General features: G+C 63.0%; 15 protein-coding genes. 11 read left to right on the forward strand and 4 right to left on the reverse strand.

The window, feature by feature from the left end:
• Positions 1 to 21 precede the first annotated feature (21 nt).
• The 5 genes from BC443_RS14690 to BC443_RS14710 all read left to right on the forward strand — a co-directional run bounded on the left by BC443_RS14690 (position 22) and on the right by BC443_RS14710 (position 5057).
• On the forward strand, positions 22 to 1002 hold the full coding sequence (locus BC443_RS14690; RefSeq protein WP_071232583.1) for a TRAP transporter substrate-binding protein: 981 nt from the start codon (positions 22 to 24) through the stop codon (positions 1000 to 1002).
• Between the two features lie 63 nt (positions 1003 to 1065).
• Positions 1066 to 1629: a TRAP transporter small permease gene (locus BC443_RS14695; protein ID WP_247643298.1), complete on the forward strand. Its 564-nt coding sequence runs from the start codon at positions 1066 to 1068 to the stop codon at positions 1627 to 1629.
• A complete protein-coding gene (locus BC443_RS14700; RefSeq protein ID WP_170835891.1) occupies positions 1626 to 2912 on the forward strand; it encodes a TRAP transporter large permease in 1287 nt (428 codons plus the stop codon). Before BC443_RS14695 ends, BC443_RS14700 begins: the two co-directional genes overlap by 4 nt.
• A 43-nt stretch (positions 2913 to 2955) precedes the next feature.
• The gene (locus tag BC443_RS14705) at positions 2956 to 3744 is read left to right on the forward strand and encodes an enoyl-CoA hydratase/isomerase family protein (RefSeq protein ID WP_071232584.1); all 789 of its coding nucleotides are present in this window, start codon (positions 2956 to 2958) and stop codon (positions 3742 to 3744) included.
• Between the two features lie 125 nt (positions 3745 to 3869).
• Positions 3870 to 5057 (forward strand): CoA transferase, encoded by a 1188-nt coding sequence (locus tag BC443_RS14710; RefSeq protein ID WP_071232585.1) that lies wholly within the window; start codon positions 3870 to 3872, stop codon positions 5055 to 5057.
• 39 nt (positions 5058 to 5096) lie between these two features.
• Here BC443_RS14710 and BC443_RS14715 read toward each other — a convergent pair whose 3' ends face one another.
• Complete coding sequence (locus BC443_RS14715) at positions 5097 to 6044, reverse strand: LysR substrate-binding domain-containing protein (RefSeq protein ID WP_071232586.1); 948 nt, start codon at positions 6042 to 6044, stop codon at positions 5097 to 5099.
• 141 nt (positions 6045 to 6185) lie between these two features.
• Between BC443_RS14715 and BC443_RS14720 the strand changes: the two genes are divergently transcribed.
• Positions 6186 to 7565, forward strand: coding sequence for an L-serine ammonia-lyase (locus tag BC443_RS14720; RefSeq protein ID WP_071232587.1), 1380 nt, complete (start codon positions 6186 to 6188; stop codon positions 7563 to 7565).
• Positions 7566 to 7716: 151 nt separating this feature from the next.
• Positions 7717 to 8451: a Crp/Fnr family transcriptional regulator gene (locus BC443_RS14725; RefSeq protein WP_071232588.1), complete on the forward strand. Its 735-nt coding sequence runs from the start codon at positions 7717 to 7719 to the stop codon at positions 8449 to 8451.
• Positions 8452 to 8498: 47 nt separating this feature from the next.
• On the opposite strand, the gene BC443_RS14730 is transcribed toward BC443_RS14725, so the two are convergent.
• A complete protein-coding gene (locus tag BC443_RS14730; RefSeq protein WP_083387434.1) occupies positions 8499 to 9473 on the reverse strand; it encodes a LysR family transcriptional regulator in 975 nt (324 codons plus the stop codon).
• A 183-nt stretch (positions 9474 to 9656) separates the two neighbouring features.
• On the opposite strand from BC443_RS14730, the gene BC443_RS14735 reads away from it, so the two are divergent.
• From BC443_RS14735 to BC443_RS14745, 3 genes are all read left to right on the forward strand, one after another.
• A complete protein-coding gene (locus BC443_RS14735) occupies positions 9657 to 10766 on the forward strand; it encodes an S-(hydroxymethyl)glutathione dehydrogenase/class III alcohol dehydrogenase (protein ID WP_071232589.1) in 1110 nt (369 codons plus the stop codon).
• Positions 10767 to 10901: 135 nt separating this feature from the next.
• Positions 10902 to 11759 carry an S-formylglutathione hydrolase gene (gene fghA, locus BC443_RS14740; protein ID WP_071232590.1) on the forward strand — a complete coding sequence of 286 codons (858 nt, stop codon included), beginning with the start codon at positions 10902 to 10904 and terminating at the stop codon, positions 11757 to 11759.
• 225 nt (positions 11760 to 11984) lie between these two features.
• The gene (locus tag BC443_RS14745) at positions 11985 to 12926 is read left to right on the forward strand and encodes an ABC transporter substrate-binding protein (RefSeq protein ID WP_071232591.1); all 942 of its coding nucleotides are present in this window, start codon (positions 11985 to 11987) and stop codon (positions 12924 to 12926) included.
• Positions 12927 to 12974: 48 nt separating this feature from the next.
• Here BC443_RS14745 and BC443_RS14750 read toward each other — a convergent pair whose 3' ends face one another.
• A complete protein-coding gene (locus BC443_RS14750; RefSeq protein ID WP_071232592.1) occupies positions 12975 to 13796 on the reverse strand; it encodes an alpha/beta hydrolase fold domain-containing protein in 822 nt (273 codons plus the stop codon).
• Between the two features lie 140 nt (positions 13797 to 13936).
• On the opposite strand from BC443_RS14750, the gene mtgA reads away from it, so the two are divergent.
• Positions 13937 to 14644, forward strand: a complete 708-nt coding sequence (gene mtgA / locus BC443_RS14755; protein WP_071232593.1) for a monofunctional biosynthetic peptidoglycan transglycosylase — start codon at positions 13937 to 13939, stop codon at positions 14642 to 14644.
• A gap of 10 nt (positions 14645 to 14654) precedes the next feature.
• Here mtgA and BC443_RS14760 read toward each other — a convergent pair whose 3' ends face one another.
• Positions 14655 to 15353: a GntR family transcriptional regulator gene (locus BC443_RS14760; RefSeq protein ID WP_071232594.1), complete on the reverse strand. Its 699-nt coding sequence runs from the start codon at positions 15351 to 15353 to the stop codon at positions 14655 to 14657.
• Positions 15354 to 15366 lie beyond the last annotated feature (13 nt).

The raw sequence follows: 15366 nt of genomic DNA on the forward strand, positions 1-15366 counted from the left end.
AAAGACGGAAGGACGCCAGTGATGAAAAGTTTCAAAGCAGGATTGTTGGCACTAGCGCTGATGGCCGGTATCAACCACGCCAGTGCTCAGGAAGTGCAGATCAAATTCGCCCATGTCGGTGAGCCGGATTCGCTGTTCGCCGATGTGTCCCAGGAATTCGCCAAACGCGCCAACGAAAAGCTGGCGGGTGAAGCCAAGGTGGTCGTCTACGGCTCGAGCCAGTTGGGCGGCGACTCGGAACTGCTGAAAAAACTCAAGCTGGGCACGGTCGATCTGGCGCTGCCTTCGACCGTCATGAGTAGCGTCGCGCCCCAGTTCGCGCTGTTCGAAATGCCTTATCTGATCGCGGATCGTGACCATATGGCCAAGGTGCGCGACGAAGTCGTGAGGCCCCAGCTCTATCCCATCGCTGCAAGCCGCGGTTACCACATCATCGGTGTGTGGGAGAACGGCTTCCGCCAGATCACCAACAACGTCCATCCGATCAATACGCCTGCCGATCTCTCCGGGATCAAGCTGCGTGTGCCGCAGGGCGTCTGGCGTGTCGAGATGTTCAAGAGCTATGGCGCGAACCCATCGCCCATGGCGCTTTCCGAGGTGTTCGTCGCGCTGCAGACCGGCGCGATGGATGGCCAGGAGAACCCGCTGGTCCAGACCTACGCCTCGCGTCTGCAGGAGGTTCAGGAGTACCTCTCGCTGTCGGATCACATCTACACCCCGGCCTTCGTGACGGCAGGCATGAGCTGGAACCGGCTGCCCGAGCACGTGCGCGACGTGCTCAAGCAGACGGCCATGGAGATGGAGTCCTACGCACTGGAGCAGGGCGCGAAGCTCGACGAAGAGACGCTGGCCAAGATGCGTGACGCCGGTCTCAAGATCAACAAGGTCGATCGCCAGGCCTTCATCGACGCCTCCAAGCCGGTCTACGACAAGTTCATCAAGGATGTCGACGGCGGCCAGGAGATGCTCGACAAGGTGCGTGAACTGCAATCCGCCAGCTAACTCGCATGTCCGGTCACGCCCGATGGTCAGGGTGTGGCCGGGCTGTGAACGAAGGAGCCACCTGTGAAAACTCTGAATACGCTGCGCGATGGCTTCAGCCGACTGCTCGAGATCATCGTGGTCATCAATATGCTGGTGCTGGCAGGCATCGTCATCGTGGGTTTCCTCTCGCGCCTGGTGGGGTCTCCCTTCACCTGGTACGACGAGGCGGCCTCGATCAGCCTGGCCTGGCTGACCTACTACGGTGCGGCCCTGGCCGCGGCCAAGGGGGCGCACATCGCCTGTCCCAGTATCGTCAATGCGTTTCCGCCGAGCGTGCGGCTGCCGATCGCGCTGCTGGGCGAGGCTGTGACGATCGCGTTCTTCGTCCTGCTGACGGTGACCGGCTGGCAGGTCGTCCAGATCCTTGCGGGGTCGACCATGATCAGCCTGACCACTGTCTCGCTGCAATTTACGCAGTCGGCGCTGCCGATCGCTTCGGTGCTGTTCATCATCGCCGAGCTCCTGCGATTGCCGGAAGTGATTCGGCAGGCGAGGGGAGACGGCTTCGTCGATCATGAGCTCGAGGAGGTGGGTCTCGGCTCGAACATGGCCAGTCAGTCCGATGCAGGGAGTGTGACACGATGATTCTGGCACTGATGTTCGTAGGACTGCTGCTGTTGATCGTGCTCAACGTGCCGATCGCCATCGCGCTGGGCCTGGTCGGCGCCGTCGCCGTCTACTCCAGCTACGGCGCCTATGCGCTGCCCAATATCGGGCTGACCATGTTCGAGGGCGCGACCAACTTTCCGTTGATCGCCATCCCGCTGTTCATCCTCGCCGGGGCGATCATGAACGCCTCTAGCATCTCGCGGCGCCTGATCGACTTCGCGGCGTCGCTGGTCGGCTTCGTCAAGGGCGGCCTGGCAATGGTGACCATCGGTTCCTCGATCTTCTTCGCCGAGATTTCCGGCTCCGCCGTGGCGGGTGTTTCCGCGCTGGGCAGCCTGCTGATTCCGGCGATGAAGAACCGCGGCTACTCGAAAGAGTTCGCTGCGGCGATCTCGTCGTCCGCTGCCAGCCTGGCGATCATCCTGCCGCCATCGATCCCGATGATCCTGTACGCGGTCATGTCGGGAGAGTCGGTGGTCAAGATGTTCGTCGCGGGCATCTTCCCGGGGCTGCTGGGCGCCCTGGGCCTGGCCGTGGTCTGCTACTTTTTGGCGCGCAAGAACAACTTTCCTTCCGAAGGGCGTTTCCAGGCCAGCCGAGTCTGGAAGTCGTTCAAGGAGGCGATCTGGGCGCTGATGATTCCGGTGATCATTCTCGGCGGCATCTTCGGCGGCATCGTCACCGCCACCGAAGGCGCGGCGCTGGCGGTCGTGGTCGCGATCTTCATCAGTGCCGTGATCTATCGGGAGTTCTCGCTCAAGACCCTGTGGAAGTCCTGCCTGGATGCCGGCATCCAGACTGCCGTGGTGATGCTGCTGGTCGCCAGTTCCGCACTGGTGGGGCTCTATCTCACCGAATCCCAACTGCCGCAACAACTGGCCAATTCGATCGCCGGCTTGACCGACAACAAGTACGTCATCCTGGCGCTGCTCAATATCATCTTCCTGATTCTTGGCGTGTTCCTGCACTCGGCGGCGGCGATCATTCTGGTGGTGCCGATCGTGCTGCCGCTGATTATCCAGGTGGGTATCGATCCGCTGCACTTCGGCCTGATCGTCACGCTCAACCTGGCCATCGGCCAGCAGACCCCGCCCGTGGCGAGCGTACTGATCGCCTCGTGCTCGATCGCCAAGGCGGATATCTGGCGTACGACGCGAACCAACCTCTGGTTCCTGGGGGTGCTGTTCGTGGTGCTGCTGTTCAACACCTACGTGCCCGACTTCGCGCTGCTGCTAGTGAATCTGATCTACGGCACCTGATGCCGGAAACCCGACCCGGCATCGACCAGGAGAACCCCCTACCATGACCCAGGATGACGAGATTCATTGCTACCAGCGTGGCGCGATCGGCTGGATTCGCTTCAATCGACCCGAGGCCCGCAACGCGATGACCTGGCACATGTACGAAACCATGATCCAGGCCTGCCAACGATTCGACGAAGACGAGGAGATCAAGTTGATCGCCTTTCGCGGCGAGGGCGGCGAAGCGTTCGTCGCGGGCACCGATATCAAGCAGTTCGTCGACTTCCGCGAGCGCGGCGACGGCATCGACTATGAACGCCGGATCGATGCGGTGATCGGCGGGATCGAGCGACTGGAAACGCCGACGGTCGCGCTGATCGACGGCTACTGTGTCGGTGGGGGCGCGGCCATCGCGATGGCCTGCGACTTCCGCTACGCCAATGGCGCTTTCAAGTTCGGCATTCCCATCGCCAGGACGCTGGGCAACTGCCTGTCGATCACCAACGTCTCGCGGCTGGTCGATCTGATCGGAATCGCGCGCACCAAGCGCATGCTGATGCTGGCGAAGATGATCGGAGCCGAGGAAGCGTTGTCCGTGGGCCTTATCGACGAGATTGTCGACAGCGAAACCCTCGACGAGACAGCGGCGAAGCTCGCCGAGACGCTGGCCGGACATGCCCCGCTGACGATGCGCGCGACCAAGGCCTGCATCAACCGGATTCTGGATCGGCGCCGCCCCGGCCATGAGGCTGCCGACGACCTGATCGCGCTGTGCTACACCAGCGAAGATTTCAGGGGCGCCGTCAGGCGATTCGTCGACAAGACCCCGTATACCTGGCAGGGCCGCTAGCCCGCCAACCGTCGCCGCCTCGCTCCCATCGGTGACTGGCGTGGACTCGCTGTCGAGTTCACGGCGGGGCGTGCGTCGATCAATCGCTCTATTCGCCGTTTCGAAGACAGGCAAGGAGAATCGCCATGTTACCGCTGGAAGGCATGAAGGTACTCGATATCTCGCAGATCATGGCCGGGCCATACTGCACCATGGTGCTGGGAGACATGGGCGCCGACGTGATCAAGGTCGAGAAGACCCAGGGCGGCGACGACAGCCGTCAGATGGGGCCATACATCAACGACGAGTCCACCTGCTTCGCGCAGATCAACCGCAACAAGCGCAGCATCTCGCTCAATCTCAAGGAGCCCGACGGGCTGGCGCTCTTCTATGAACTGGCGCGGGAAGCGGATGTGGTGGTCGAGAACTATCGGCCCGGCGTTACCCAGTCGTTGAAGATCGACTACGAGACGCTCAAGGGCATCAATCCCGGCCTGGTCTACTGCTCGATCTCCGGCTACGGCCAGACGGGGCCGTATCGGCGCAAGGGCGGGTTCGACCTGGTCGCCCAGGGCATGACCGGCTTGATGTCGATGACCGGCGAGCCCGGCCGGCGGCCGTTGAAGACCGGCGTGGCGGTCTACGATATCGGCGCCGGGATCACCGCGATCTACTCGATACTGGCGGCCTACATTCACAAGCAGAAGACAGGGGAGGGGCAACTGGTGGACGTGGCGATCGCCGAGTGCGGCCTGCCCTGGTTCACCTGGGAAGCGGCGGCCTACTTCGCCGAAGGGCGCGTCCCGCAGCCGACCGGATGGCGGCACCGGGTCTCCGCGCCTTACCAGGCGGTCAAGGTTCGCGACGGCTACATGATGCTGGGATGCGCCAACCAGCGCACCTGGGAGCGGTTCTGCAACGACGTGCTGCAACGGCCTGATCTGACCGCCGATCCTCGCTTCGTCACCAATAGCGACCGGGGAAAGAACGTCGATGCGCTGGAGGCGCTGCTGGAAGAACTGATGTGCACGGCAGACCGGCAGCACTGGCTGGCACTGTGCGATGAAGCCGGCGTACCGGCCGGGCCGATCAACGACTTCGCCCAGGCGATGGACGATCCGCACTACCGGGAGCGGGGCATGGTGCAGGAGTTGGACCACCCGGTGATCGGGCGCATGCAGACCATCGGCTTCGCCAGCAAACTATCCCAGACGCCGTCTCAAATTCGCCGGCCGGCGCCGGTCTTTGCCCAGCATACCGACGAGGTGCTGGCGACGCTGGGCGTCGAGGGAGAGCGTCTGGCGGCGCTGCGCGAGCGCGGGGTCGTGCGCTAGACGCTTTCAGAAAAGCCTGGGTGTGGCTCGAAGCCTGACTCATTCGTCGGGATCGACGAGCGGGGCGGTCTCCACGGATCGCCGCGCTTCCTCCTCCAGCCAGTCGTGAACCGCTCGTACGCGGCGGTCGTCCAGCGCTCCTTGCTGATAGACCAGGCCGTAGCGCTTGCCGGTCGCCACCGAGCCGGCGAACGGCGCGATCAGGCGTCCGCTGTCCAACTCGTCGCCGATCAGCGTCCGGCGCGCGATCGCCACGCCCATGCCGGCGATCGCCGCCTCCACCGTCAGCTGGTTGCGGTTGAACGTGTAGCCTCGGCGTACGTTGACCTGTTCACCGCCAATCGCCCGCAGATAGTGCTCCCACTCCGCATAATCGTGACTGCCTCGCCAGGCCGTGACGTCGTGCAGCAGCGGATAGTAGCCCAGCGCCTCGGGGGTGGTGAGCGGCGGGCGCCGCCTGAGCAGTTGCGGCGAGCAGACGGCGAAGATCTTCTCGTCGATCAACGGCGTGGTCTGGAGGCCCGGATAGTGGCCGTCGTTGAGATCGATGGCCAGATCGTAGCCGCCGTCAAGCAACGAAAGATTGCTGTCTTCCGCCGTGACGTGCAGCTCGATATCGGGGAAGCGGGCCTGCAGCCGCGGCAGTCTCGGCATCAGCCACTTGGCCAGAAACGACGGCAGGCAGCGTAGCCTGAGCACGCCGCTCATGACCCCGCCGCGCAGGCGATCGACCTCCAGCCCGACGGCATCGTAAGCCTGGGCGACGACCCGGGCCAGCCGTTCCCCTTCTTCCGTCAACGCCAGCTGGCGCGGCAGACGCCTGAACAGACGAAACCCGAGCCGCTCTTCCAGCTGCTTGATCTGCTGGCTGACCGCGCCGGTGGTGACATGAAGCTCCTCTGCTGCCCGGGTGAACGACAGGAGGCGGGCACTGACGGCGAAGACTTTCAGCCAGGCATGGGTCTGAGCATTGAGTGACTGGATCATGGTTTAGCAAGGCTATAGGTATTGGCAGTTTTTATCGATTGTTTCCGGTTTAACCGGCGGCCAGACTGAAGTCAAACTACATCATGCGCCAGTTCCAGGAACGACGGATTCTGGCGCCCGAGCGACATCAGAGGTAGTCACATGACATTCAGCGTGTTCGATCTGTTCAAGATTGGCATCGGGCCTTCCAGTTCGCATACGGTCGGACCGATGCAGGCTGCCCATGATTTCGTCGCGACCCTGCGCGACCGCGAGCTGCTGCACGCGGTGACAAGGGTGTCGGTCACGCTCTACGGCTCGCTATCGGCCACTGGCAAGGGGCACAACACGGATAGCGCGGTGATCGGGGGCCTCATGGGAGAGCGCCCGTTGACCGTCGATCCCGACGACCTGGCGCTCAAGCTGGCGGCAATGGCGCGGGGCGGAGAGCTGAAGCTGGCAGGCGTGCACGCGGTGGCATTCGATCCGGTGCGGGATATCGAATGGTGCGACGAGATTCTCGACTACCATACCAACGCCTTGCGCCTGGTCGCCTCCGACGATCACGGCGTCATCCACGACAACACCTATTACTCGGTCGGCGGCGGTTTCGTCGTCGATGCCGAGCAGGCGGCCCAGGGCGATGCCGTCACCTCCACGGTGAAGGTGCCATGCCCGTTCAGGAATGCCGTCGAGCTGCTCGATATCTGCCGTCGTGAAAAGCTTTCCATCAGCGACGTGATGCTGGCCAACGAGCAGGTCTGGCGCAGCGAGTCGGACGTCCGCGACGGGCTCTGGAAGATATGGCTGGCGATGAAAGCGTGTGTCGATAGCGGGCTGGACCAGCAGGGCGTGCTGCCCGGCGGGCTGAACGTGAGGCGTCGCGCCCCGGCGCTGCATCGGCGCCTGATGGCGCTGGACAACGAGAAGAGCCTGATCGCCAGTACCTTCTCGGCGATGGACTGGGTCAACCTGTTCGCGCTGGCGGTCAACGAGGAGAACGCCGCCGGCCGCCGAATGGTCACCGCGCCGACCAACGGGGCCGCGGGGATCGTGCCTGCCGTGCTGCACTACTACATGAAATTCCAGCCGGATGCCTGCGAGCGGGACGTCGTGCGTTTCCTTCTGACCGCCGGCGCGATCGGCATTCTGTGCAAGACCAACGCCTCGATCTCCGGGGCGGAAGTAGGCTGTCAGGGCGAGGTCGGCTCGGCCTGCGCAATGGCTGCCGCCGGACTGGCGGAGTTGATGGGGGGCACCCCGGCCCAGGTCGAGAACGCCGCCGAAATCGGGCTCGAACACAACCTGGGGCTGACCTGCGATCCCATCGCCGGGCTGGTCCAGGTGCCCTGCATCGAGCGCAACGCGATTGCGGCGGTCAAGGCCATCAACGCCGCGCAGATGGCGCTCTGCGGCGACGGCGAGCATTTCGTCTCTCTCGACAAGGTCATTCGGACCATGCGCGAGACCGGGCGCGACATGCAGGATAAATACAAGGAGACTTCCCGCGGCGGACTGGCGGTGAACATCATCGAATGTTGAGTCTTTTCAATCTTGAAATTGACAGAAGTGTCTCAAGTCTTGTGCTTGGATCGTGATCCCTGACGCGGGATAACGACAATCCTGGCTGGCTATGCCAATATCGATTTCCGTAATCTGGCGATCGCTAAAAGCATGAACAAGGGCAAGGGTAATGAGCCAAGACAGTTGTATCGTCCGTCATTTCAAGCATTACGGTGAGCTTTCCAAAAACGATGAAGCGTTGCTGGTCGAGCTCGAGCAGAGCCCGACCGAGGTCAAGGCCGACGAGATTTTGTGGCAGGAGGGGGATCCGGCGCGCGAGTTCTGTACGCTCAGCAAGGGGTGGGCCTACTCTTTTCGCTACATGGAAGATGGCTCCCGACAGATTCTCGAGATCTATCTGCCCGGCGATATCATTGGGCTGCGGGAATTTGCCTTCAAGGAGCGCCTGACCGGCGTCGCCATGCTCGAGGATGGCGTCGTGTGCCATTTTCCCCATCGGCGCCTGATCAACGTCTTCCGCGAATCGCTGATGCTGTCGACCATCTTCTTTGCCATCTCGTCTCATCAGCAGGCCCTGTTGACCGAGCGTCTCGTCAACCTCGCCCGACGCAGCGCGCGTCAGCGTCTGGCTCATCTGATCTACGAAATGTACGTGCGCCTGGAGCGCACCAAGGCACGCCAGGGCAACAGCATTCGTCTACCGCTGTCCCAGCAGCATCTCGGCGATGCGCTGGGGCTGTCGTCGGTGCACGTGAGCCGGACCCTGACCGCCTTCCGCGAGGAAGGGCTGCTGCTGCGCTCGCGCCAGCGTATCGAGCTGCCCGACCCCGAGGCGCTGGCGCGGGAGGCCGAATTCGGCGACGCCTATCTCAACGATGGCATCGATCATTTCTTCAATCATTGATCCACCTGCCTGCCACCGACCTGCCTTATCCCTGATCTCCCTGTTTTCTAGCGCTGGGCTTCTGACGTCTTGGACGATGGCGTCTCTGGCGATGGCAGCTCAGCGGCCGTGACGTCCGGTATCGGCGAATCGCGGCCGTCTCCGGCAATCGCCTCGGGCAGTCTCGCCGACAGGAAATCGACCAACAGACGAATCTTGGACGAGAGCTGGCGGTGGCGCGGGTAGACCGCCCAGACGGCGGTATCGGTAAACTGGTAGCGATCGAGCACGGCCATCAGACGGCCTTGCTGAATCGCCGTCTCGACATAGTAATCCGGCAACTGGGCCAGCCCGATTCCCTTGCAGGCCGCATCCAGCAGCGCCGGACCGGAATTGCCGCGCCAATTCCCCGACACTCGGATTTCGCGGCGTTGACCATCGACCCGGAACAGCCAGCTATCCCGCGATCCGACCAGGCAGTTGTGGTGGGCGAGTTCGGAAAGGCTGTGCGGTGTCGGTCGCCGCTGGAAGTAGTCGGGCGCGCCGACGACATACTCGCGGCGCTGGCAGAGCCGTCTGGCCAGCAGGCTAGAATCTTTGAGCACGCCCATGCGAATGGCGACATCGAAGCCTTCGTCGATCAGCTCGACGGTACGGTTGGTGAAGTGCAGGCGTACATCGAGCTGCGGATAGCGACAATGGAAATCGTTGACCAGCGGTGCGATGTAGCGCTCGCCGAAGGTGGTCGCACAGCTGATGGCGAGTCTTCCCTGGGGCTGGGACTGCAGTTCGTTGAGCGCGGCCTCGGCCTCGGCGAAGCCGTCGAGCAGCGACCGGCAGTGCTCGTAGTAGATCGCACCGCCATCGGTCAGCCGAATCTGGCGGGTTGTCCGATAGAGTAGTGGCGTTCCCAACGACTGCTCCAGCTGGCTGACCAGCCGACTGACATGGGAATTGGAAACCTTCAGCGACTGGGCGGCGCGAGAGAACGTACCCAGACGCACCACGGCGACGAAAGCCTCGATACCCTCCCAGCGCGACATGGCGACTCCTTCCGACTGTTACGAGAACGATTGTTGCTACATGGCAATAATCATGTGCCGAATGCCAGGTTTATTGCCTGGCGGCGAACGCCTAGACTGACGCAAAACCCGTCGCCATGTCATCAGTCGAACGACGTGCGACCCCTCGAATCCAAGCATTCAAGCGCAAAGGGAGATAGCCCGATGAAATCGCGTGCCGCAGTCGCCTGGGAAGCAGGCAAGCCGCTCTCGCTGGAAGAGATCGATGTGCAGGGCCCCAAGGCGGGCGAAGTCATGGTCCGCATCGTTGCCACCAGCGTCTGTCATACCGATGCCTACACGCTCTCCGGCAAAGATCCCGAGGGTCTGTTTCCGTCGGTGCTGGGCCATGAAGGCGCCGGTATCGTCGAAGAGGTGGGCGAGGGCGTCACCGGCCTGAAACCCGGCGATCACGTCATCCCGCTCTATACCGCCGAGTGCGGCAAATGCAAGTTCTGCCTCTCGGGCAAGACCAACCTGTGCGGCGCCGTCCGCGCGACCCAGGGCAAGGGCCTGATGCCGGATGGCACCACGCGCTTCTCCAAGAATGGCACCTCGCTGCACCATTACATGGGCACGTCGACCTTCTCCGAGTACACCGTGCTGCCGGAAGTCTCGCTGGCCAAGGTGTCGAAGGAAGCGCCGCTGGACAAGATCTGTCTGCTGGGCTGCGGTGTCACCACCGGTATCGGCGCCGTTCTCAACACCGCCAAGGTCGAGCCGGGCGCGACCGTTGCCGTGTTCGGGCTGGGTGCCATCGGCCTGGCGGTAATACAGGGCGCGCAGATGGCCAAGGCCTCGCGCATCATCGCGATCGACGTGAACCCGGACAAGTTCGAGCTGGCGCGCCAGTTCGGGGCGACCGAATTCGTCAATCCCAAGGATTACAGCGATCCGATCCAGCAGGTGATCGTCGATCTCACTGACGGTGGCGTCGACTATTCGTTCGAGTGCATCGGCAACGTCAACGTGATGCGTTCGGCACTGGAGTGCTGCCACAAGGGCTGGGGCGAATCGATCATCATCGGTGTCGCCGGTGCCGGCGAGGAGATCTCTACCCGCCCGTTCCAGCTGGTGACCGGCCGTGTCTGGAAGGGTTCTGCCTTCGGTGGCGTCAAGGGCCGCACCGAGCTGCCGGGTTACGTCCAGCGCTACATGGACGGCGAGATCAAGATCGACGAGTTCGTGACCCACGACATGCCGTTCGATCGGATCAACGAAGCCTTCGAGCTGCTGCATGCGGGCAAGAGCATCCGTACCGTTCTGCATTTTTGAGCCACGAGCCACGAGCCACGAGCCACGAGCTACGAGCTACGAGCGCAGATCAAAAGCGCAAAAGCCCGGTTTTGGGGCGCATGGAGAGTAGGCGCCGGTTTCGGGGCGCATGGATAGAAAGCCAAGGAGAGCGTCATGTCGATGAGCGAACAGTTGGAACTGGTCTCGGCAACCAAGAGCTTCGGTGGCTGGGTCAAGCGCTACAAGCATTACTCGCGGGCGCTGGATTGCGACATGATTTTCGCGATCTATCTGCCGCCGCAGGCCGAAGAGGGCCGGGTGCCGCTGATGTGGTGGCTCTCCGGTCTGACCTGCAACGACGAGAACTTCATGCAGAAGGCCGGCGCGCAGAGGATGGCTGCCGAGCTCGGCATCGCGATCGTGTGTCCGGATACCAGCCCGCGCGGCCTGGATCTGCCCGGCGAACACGACAGCTACGATTTCGGCTCCGGCGCCGGCTTCTATCTCAACGCGAAGCGGGAACCGTGGTCGAAGCACTACCGGATGTACGATTACGTCACCGAAGAGCTGCCCTCGGTGGTGCGGCTGCACTTCCCGGTCAATGGCCGCGAATCGATCAGCGGGCATTCGATGGGCGGACACGGTGCGCTGGTGCTGGCGCTGCGCCAGCCGGGCCGCTATGCCGCGGTCTCGGCATTCGCGCCGATCGTCAATCCGAGCCAGGTGCCGTGGGGCCAGAAGGCGTTCGAGAACTATCTGGGCGACGATGTCGGCCTGCGCACGCAGTACGATACCTGCGAGCTCGTTGCCAAGGGGTCGTCGCGTCAGCCGCTGTTCATCGATCAGGGCGAGGCGGACAACTTCCTCGAGGAGCAGCTCAAGCCCGAGCGGCTGGAGGCGGTCTGTGAAGAGCACGACCATCCGCTGACGCTGCGCCGGCATCCCGGCTATGACCACAGCTATTTCTTCATCGCCAGCTTCATCGACGACCACCTGCGTTATCACGCCGAGCGGCTGTACGCCAAGCGGTGACGGGGCGTCAATCGCGATATCGATCGAATCCTGGCCCGCCTGGCCGATGCGCAGGCGGGCTTTTTTGTCTTTGCGCTTCGAGCGCGGCGGATGCGATGACAGCGCTTACCGGCTACCGATGACGATTGGTGCGTATTTTGCGTCGCTTCCGGTCAATTCATTGTCTCCTGAATCGGCAGAGTAGTAGAGGAGTTCCATTCGATAACAACTTCAAGGAGACGCTTCATGGGTCATTCGAACGTGAAACGCCGGGTCATGGCTGCCGCACTGCCGCTGACGCTGCTGGCAGCCGGATCGGCGCAGGCCGATCTCGATACCGTACGCTTTGGCGTGCCGCCGTGGCCGGGGGTGACGGTGAAGTCCGAAGTCGCCTCGCAGATCCTCGAGGCGATGGGTTACCAGATCCAGCAGAACGAGCTGGCCGTCGGCGTCATTCTCAACGGTCTGGCCAACGATGACCTGGATGTCTACCTGGGCGGCTGGTATCCGATCGAGGAGGAGATGATCGAGCCGCTGGTGGCCGACGACAAGGTCGACAAGGTAGCCAAGAACATCAGCAACGCCAATTCCGGGCTGGTGGTGCCGGAGTACGTTCACGAGGCGGGCGTGAACAGCGTGGCCGATCTCGATCGCTACAAGGATCGCTTCAACGGCGAGATCCAGGGCATCGAGGCCGGTACCGGCATCAACGATGCGATCCTCGCCGCGATCGACGAAGACGCGGCCGGGCTGGGCGACTGGCAGCTACGGGAAAGTTCGACATCTGCCATGCTGGCGTACGCCGACCAGAAGATCAGCGACAAGCAGTGGGTCACGTTCGTCGGCTGGGAACCGCACTGGATGAACGTCAGCTATGATCTCTACTATCTGGAGGATTCTGACGATAGCGGCACGGCGGATATTCTCAGCACGGTGTGGACCGTAGTGCCAGCTGATCTGAAATCGAAGGATGCCAACCTCTATCGCTTCCTTTCCCAGTATCAGGTCGATATCGAAGCTCAGAACGACTGGGTCTACGAGTACAGTCACGAGGAGCGCCCGGCCGACGAGGTTGCCAGCGAGTGGATTCGCGATCACTACGATACCGTTGCCCAGTGGCTGGATGGCGTCACCACCAGGGATGGCGAGCCGGCCATCGACGCGGTCAAGGCGCAGCTGGGTAGCTGAACGCCTCTGGCACCCTCTGTGATTGGCATCTTCTACGACTGGCACCTTCTATGAATCGGCGCTGAGTCGCTTTTCGACCGCCTGGCAGAAGTCCTGCCAGGCGGTTTGCATTTCCGGCAGATCGCCATGTCCGTGCAGGGCGGCGTGTACCATGTCCGGCGCGCAACGATAGCCGACCGAAGCGCCATTCCGGCGCCAGGATTCGATCGCCTGCTCAAGCGGTCGCGTCAGCGGATCGCGCTCCACGGCCAGTGCCTCGATGACCTTGGCCGGAGGTACGGCGGCGTCGACATCGGGCGCGTCAGGCGCCGCCATCTGCCACAGCGACAGAATGTCCGCTCGCGACAGCAGCGGCCCGTCTTCCCCCAGCGTCTCGACGGTGGGCGTACCCACGACCGGGTAGATCAATCCGAGCAACCCTTTCCATTCGCTGGTGTGGGCGACATCGATCGCCAACCTGCCGCCGGCGCTGTCGCCGATCACCGCCACCGGGCCAACGGCCTCGACGACCGCACGGCAGTCGGCCAGCGCTTCGGCGTAGGTGGCCTCCGGCAGCAGCCGGTAATCGACGCTGATCACCTCCCGCCGTAGGCGTTCGGCCAGGCTCGCGGTAATGCCGTGATGGCTGTCGATCGAGCCCAGGCTCCATCCGCCGCCGTGCAGGTAGACGACATTGCCTTCGACGCAGCCGGCAGGGCGGAAGCGGCGCACATCGACCCCGCCGATGCCTTCGTCGGAGATCTGCATGCCGGCCGGATCGGCCACGCGCCGCCGCGCATGTAGCGCCTCATACGCCCGGCGTCGCGACGACAGCGACGAATCGCTGCCGTCGCGCTGGCTGAATTCGCGGATGAAGTCTTCGATGGTCATGTCGCTTCCTCCGTGGTTGTCTGCGAGCGTGTTTGTCTATGACCGTAGTCTTGCGCTTAGTAGTCTTGCGCTTACCGGACCCATGCCGGCAGGCCCTTGTTATACTAGGCTCCTAGTCTTTCGACCAAGAGCTCTTGTCCATGCCCTCAGGTTGGCCGCGCACGTTCCTCCGCTATTCATTGATCGCCATCGCGGCTTTCGTCGGGCTATCGGTATTTTTCGTGCTGGTGTTCCGCTTCGTGCCGGTGTTCGGCTCCATGGTGATGGCGGAGCGCAAGGTGAGCTCCTGGTTCCAGGGCGAGAACCTGACCATCGAGCAGCAGTGGGAGCCGTGGTCCCGGCTCTCCGACAACGCCAAGGTGGCAGTGATGGCGGGGGAGGATCAGCGCTTCCCGGACCACTGGGGTTTCGATGTGGCGCAGATCAAGCGTTCGCTCGCCAACTGGTCGGACGGCGGCGATCTTCGTGGCGCCAGCACGCTGACCCAGCAGACGGCCCGCAACCTCTTCCTGTGGACGGGGCGCAGCTGGATCCGCAAGGGGCTCGAGGCGTGGTTCACGCTGCTGCTCGAAGCGCTGTGGCCCAAGCAGCGCATTCTGGAGGTCTATCTCAACATTGCCGAATGGGATACCGGCGTGTTCGGGCTGGAGGCGGCGGCGCAGCACTATTTCGGCACCTCCGCGGCCAACCTCAGCGTTTCCCAGGCCAGCCGGCTCGCCGCGATTCTGCCCAACCCGCGCGGCTGGAGCGCTTCCCAGCCCTCCGCTTACGTTCAGCAGCGTGCAGCCTGGATCCAGCGCCAGATGCGCAACCTCGGCGGTACTGCCTTTCTGCGACGGCTGGAGTGATTCCGTCGTTCTATTCCGCGTCTTTCCAGTCGGCCAGCACGGCGTCTCGCTTTTCCAGCAGGTGACGCTCCATCAGCGTGCCGAGCCGTGTTCCGTCGCGAGCGCCCAGCGCGGCCATCATCTCGCGATGTTCCTCCACTGCCTTGCGCCACTTGGCTTCCGAGCGGTTGGAGGAGAGCCGCAGCGGGTGAAGGCGCCGATTGAGCGAGAGATAGGTCTGACGCAGGGCATCGTTGCGCGCCGCACGGTTGATCAGGTCGTGAATGCGCTGGTTGGCATGGTAGTAAGCCGATAGATCCTGGCGCTGCCAGTGGCCGAGCATCGCCTCGTGGGCCGCGCGGACCTCGGCCAGCTCTTCCGCAGTGATCCTGAGACAGGCCAGTTCCCCGGAAAAGCGCTCCAGCGCGCTCATCAGCTCGAAGGTGTCGCAGATTTCCTGGCGTGTCATGCGGGTCACGAAAGTGCCATAGTTGGGGGAGATCGTCACCAGCTTTTCGGCGGCCAGCACGCGCAATGCTTCCCTCAAGGGCGTGCGCGAAACCGCCAGCCGGTCCGCCAGTTCACGTTCGTTGATACGCTCGCCGGGCTCGAGGCCACCTTCGGTAATCAGGTCGTGGAGACGCTCCACGATCTTGTCGTGCAGGGCGGCGCGCTGGATTCGCAATGGCCGCGTCTGGGTATCGAGCTCGGTGTCATCGGATGTTTGCATGCATTGAACCCTG

Origin of the sequence: Salinicola sp. MIT1003, assembly GCF_001858555.1 — a bacterium.
Lineage (GTDB): Bacteria > Pseudomonadota > Gammaproteobacteria > Pseudomonadales > Halomonadaceae > Salinicola > Salinicola salarius.

Excerpts from the sequence above, each read along its gene's own strand:
- BC443_RS14690 (WP_071232583.1), top strand. The coding sequence starts at position 22 with ATGAAAAGTTTCAAAGCAGGATTGTTGGCACTAGCGCTGATGGCCGGT.
- BC443_RS14700 (WP_170835891.1), top strand. The coding sequence starts at position 1,626 with ATGATTCTGGCACTGATGTTCGTAGGACTGCTGCTGTTGATCGTGCTC.
- BC443_RS14705 (WP_071232584.1), top strand. The coding sequence starts at position 2,956 with ATGACCCAGGATGACGAGATTCATTGCTACCAGCGTGGCGCGATCGGC.
- BC443_RS14710 (WP_071232585.1), top strand. The coding sequence starts at position 3,870 with ATGTTACCGCTGGAAGGCATGAAGGTACTCGATATCTCGCAGATCATG.
- BC443_RS14715 (WP_071232586.1), bottom strand. The coding sequence starts at position 6,044 with ATGATCCAGTCACTCAATGCTCAGACCCATGCCTGGCTGAAAGTCTTC.
- BC443_RS14720 (WP_071232587.1), top strand. The coding sequence starts at position 6,186 with ATGACATTCAGCGTGTTCGATCTGTTCAAGATTGGCATCGGGCCTTCC.
- BC443_RS14725 (WP_071232588.1), top strand. The coding sequence starts at position 7,717 with ATGAGCCAAGACAGTTGTATCGTCCGTCATTTCAAGCATTACGGTGAG.
- BC443_RS14730 (WP_083387434.1), bottom strand. The coding sequence starts at position 9,473 with ATGTCGCGCTGGGAGGGTATCGAGGCTTTCGTCGCCGTGGTGCGTCTG.
- BC443_RS14735 (WP_071232589.1), top strand. The coding sequence starts at position 9,657 with ATGAAATCGCGTGCCGCAGTCGCCTGGGAAGCAGGCAAGCCGCTCTCG.
- fghA (WP_071232590.1), top strand. The coding sequence starts at position 10,902 with ATGTCGATGAGCGAACAGTTGGAACTGGTCTCGGCAACCAAGAGCTTC.
- BC443_RS14745 (WP_071232591.1), top strand. The coding sequence starts at position 11,985 with ATGGGTCATTCGAACGTGAAACGCCGGGTCATGGCTGCCGCACTGCCG.
- BC443_RS14750 (WP_071232592.1), bottom strand. The coding sequence starts at position 13,796 with ATGACCATCGAAGACTTCATCCGCGAATTCAGCCAGCGCGACGGCAGC.
- mtgA (WP_071232593.1), top strand. The coding sequence starts at position 13,937 with ATGCCCTCAGGTTGGCCGCGCACGTTCCTCCGCTATTCATTGATCGCC.
- BC443_RS14760 (WP_071232594.1), bottom strand. The coding sequence starts at position 15,353 with ATGCAAACATCCGATGACACCGAGCTCGATACCCAGACGCGGCCATTG.